Source organism: Streptomyces sp. NPDC056347, assembly GCF_042262625.1.
GTDB lineage: Bacteria > Actinomycetota > Actinomycetes > Streptomycetales > Streptomycetaceae > Streptomyces.
The window spans coordinates 1-2,737 of record NZ_JBHJQP010000322.1 but is presented as its reverse complement, the minus strand read 5'-3'; the positions used below and the strand labels follow the sequence as shown (position 1 = coordinate 2,737).

At 73.5% G+C, this 2,737-nt stretch carries 4 protein-coding genes; 3 read left to right on the top strand and 1 reads right to left on the bottom strand.

The genetic code is table 11. From position 1 onward, the window contains the following. The first annotated feature begins 52 nt into the window (after positions 1 to 52). The gene (locus ACFCV8_RS35885) at positions 53 to 556 is read left to right on the top strand and encodes a hypothetical protein (protein WP_376689751.1); all 504 of its coding nucleotides are present in this window, start codon (positions 53 to 55) and stop codon (positions 554 to 556) included. Between the two features lie 76 nt (positions 557 to 632). Beyond that, complete coding sequence (locus tag ACFCV8_RS35880) at positions 633 to 1,376, top strand: Clp protease N-terminal domain-containing protein (RefSeq protein WP_376689750.1); 744 nt, start codon at positions 633 to 635, stop codon at positions 1,374 to 1,376. A gap of 199 nt (positions 1,377 to 1,575) precedes the next feature. Here ACFCV8_RS35880 and ACFCV8_RS35875 read toward each other — a convergent pair whose 3' ends face one another. Beyond that, positions 1,576 to 2,151: a histidine phosphatase family protein gene (locus ACFCV8_RS35875; RefSeq protein WP_376689749.1), complete on the bottom strand. Its 576-nt coding sequence runs from the start codon at positions 2,149 to 2,151 to the stop codon at positions 1,576 to 1,578. Positions 2,152 to 2,505: 354 nt separating this feature from the next. Here ACFCV8_RS35875 and ACFCV8_RS35870 point away from each other — a divergent pair, with 354 nt between their 5' ends. Beyond that, positions 2,506 to 2,715, top strand: a complete 210-nt coding sequence (locus ACFCV8_RS35870) for a DUF1918 domain-containing protein (RefSeq protein WP_376689748.1) — start codon at positions 2,506 to 2,508, stop codon at positions 2,713 to 2,715. The last annotated feature ends 22 nt before the right edge of the window (positions 2,716 to 2,737 follow it).

Genomic DNA, 2,737 nt, shown 5'->3' with positions numbered 1-2,737 from the left:
CTCCGTCGTATCCCCGGGCCCATGGCCCCGGCCCGCTCGTTACGGTGTCGCCATGGGGAACACATTCCACGGCGGGGGCCGCACGCTGTCCATGTCCAACGGGAGCACGGACGTCTTCGTCGACGTGCTCGTACTGGCCGTGTCCGATCTCGCCGAGAGCGTCTGGGAGTACCGCTTCGCCACCCTGCTGACCCTGCAGGACCAGAGCGCCGTGGGGCGCGGTGTGGTCGGGTTCGACCTGGAGGAGATCGACTGGGGCCGCTCCCCGGGCGAGCGGGCCGCGGCGAAGGGCTTCGTCCTGCGGGTGCTGGACCTGGCCCTGCGCAGGCACCGGTGGGACGAGCTGGATTACGAGGCGCCCTACGCGGAGGGGTTCCTGCGGCAGTACCGGGAGATGGTCGAGGCGTTCGACCCCGCCGACGCCGAGCCGCGCGACGACACCTTCCCCGGCCCGGACGAGGCCGCCATGGCCTCGTGCGTACGGCACCGGGTGCTGTGCGCGCCCGCGTACTGGGACGCGTGCGTCTTCTGCAACGGCGCCGAGCCACCGCACTGAAGGCCCCCCGCGCCCCACCGTCCCCACATGTCAACCAGAGGTTGACACTCATCAAGTGTCAACCTAAGGTTGACGCATGGAGAATCCCACGCGTCCGACCCATCCCGTGCGCCTCGACGACCTGATCGAGGCCATCAAGAAGTCCCACACCGACGCCCTCGACCAGCTCTCCGACGCGGTGATCGCCGCCGACCACCTCGGTGACGTGGCCGACCACCTGATCGGGCACTTCGTGGACCAGGCCCGGCGCTCGGGCGCCTCCTGGACGGAGATCGGCAAGAGCATGGGGGTGACCCGGCAGGCGGCCCAGAAGCGGTTCGTCCCCAAGGACCCCGGCGAGGTCTCCGGCCCCGACCCCGACCAGGGGTTCGGCCGCTTCACCCCGCGGGCCCGCAATGTCGTGGTCGCCTCGATGAACGAGGCCCGCGCGGCGCACAACGACGAGATCGGCACCGCGCACCTGGTGCTCGGGCTGCTCAGCGAGCCGGAAGGGCTGGCCGCCGCCCTCATCAGGGCCCGGGACATCACCCTGGAGGCCGTCCGGCAGGCCGCGACCGAGGCACTGCCCCCGGCCACCGACGGGGAACTGCCCGCACTCACCCCGTTCGACGCCGGGGCCCGCAAGGTGCTGGAGCTGACGGCGCGGGAGGCCCTCCGGATGGGCCACAACTACGTCGGTACGGAGCACATCCTGCTCGCCCTGCTGGAGCAGGAGGACGGTACGGGCGTCCTCACCGGGCTCGGCCTCGACAAGCCCACCGTCGAGGCCGCCGTCACCGAGGCCCTCGCCCTGATCACCGGCACCGAGCAGAGCGACTGAGCGGAGCGACCGGGGCGGCCCTCGCGACAGCCGCCGCCGGGGCGGGGCGGGCGCCGGACTCCGCGGACCGGCGCCGGTTCCCCGCCGCGGCGGATTTCGGCCAGTCGTCGGCCCGCCGGACGGGGCGGCGGGCCGGCCGCGGAACCGGCATCGGCCGAGCTCCGGCCAGGCCGTTTCCGGCCCGTTTCCGTTGCCGCGCTCAGCGCGCCCCCGCTTCGAGCCTCAGGCTCCAGCGGCCCGGACCGCCGGTGAGCGTGACCGTGGAGAGCGGCCCGACGTCCACGTTCCAGTACGTCGACGGCGGGGCCTTGAGCGCGTAGACCAGTGCGGCCCGGACGACCGCGGGTTCGGCCACGGCGACGATGGCGCCGTCGCACACCGGGCGGGTGTCCAGCCAGCCCCCGATCCGGGTGATGAAGGCGAGCAGCGGCTCGCCGCCGTGCGGGGCGGCACGCGGATCCGCCAGCCAGGCATCGACCGCCGCCGGCTCGCACGCCGTGACGTCGGCGAGGGTGCAGCCCCGCCACCGGCCCATGTCGCAGTCGCGCAGTGCGGGCTGGACGAGCGGCGCGAAGCCGAGCGCGTCGCCGGTGGCACGGCTGCGCGGGGTCGGTGAGCAGTAGCGCAGCTCGGCGGCGCCCAGGGAGGCGAGGGCGGGCGCGGCAAGCCGTATCTCGTACAGACCGGCGCGGTCGAGCGGCCGGTCGTCGTCGAAGCGCTCGGCGAGCAGGCCGGAGCTGCGCGCCGCCGCGACCAACGAGACTCTGGAAGTCATGGCGGCGATCGTGGATCCGAACACCCTGTCGGTCAAGGGGTTGTCACAAGTCCGTTCGCCACGGTCCCGGAACGGGCCCCGTGCGCCCGCTCCGAGGCCGATTGGCCTGTTTCCCCCTCCCCACGTACCGTCCGGGCGTTCCCGATCAGGGCCGCGGACCGGCGTCCGGACCGGGCAGCGCCTCCGCGCCGGGGCCGGTGGCGGCGCTCGCGGTCGCTCGCGGTGCTCGTACGGATCGCCGCCGGCCCGTGGGCGGGGCGCGCCCGCCGCTTCCGGCACCGTTCGCCGGGCGAAGTCCGGGTCGGGACATAGACTTGTCGACATGGACCGCCATCCCGGAGGAGGTCAGTCCCGATGGAGGCACGCACCGGCGACCGCCTGGTCACCCACGGCCGGACCGTGGGCCAGCACGACAAGGTCGCAGAGATCGTCGAAGTGCTCGGGGCCGGGGGCACTCCCCCCTACCGCGTCCGCTCCGACGACGGACACGAACACCTGATTTCACCCGGACCCGACAGCGTCGTGGAGCACACCGGAAACCGGAAGCGTCCCCCGGCCACGTAGGCAACGTCCGGCGAACGCGGGC

Bases quoted from the DNA above. Each gene is read 5' to 3' on its own strand.
- ACFCV8_RS35885 (WP_376689751.1), top strand. From the start codon at position 53: ATGGGGAACACATTCCACGGCGGGGGCCGCACGCTGTCCATGTCCAAC.
- ACFCV8_RS35880 (WP_376689750.1), top strand. From the start codon at position 633: ATGGAGAATCCCACGCGTCCGACCCATCCCGTGCGCCTCGACGACCTG.
- ACFCV8_RS35875 (WP_376689749.1), bottom strand. From the start codon at position 2,151: ATGACTTCCAGAGTCTCGTTGGTCGCGGCGGCGCGCAGCTCCGGCCTG.
- ACFCV8_RS35870 (WP_376689748.1), top strand. From the start codon at position 2,506: ATGGAGGCACGCACCGGCGACCGCCTGGTCACCCACGGCCGGACCGTG.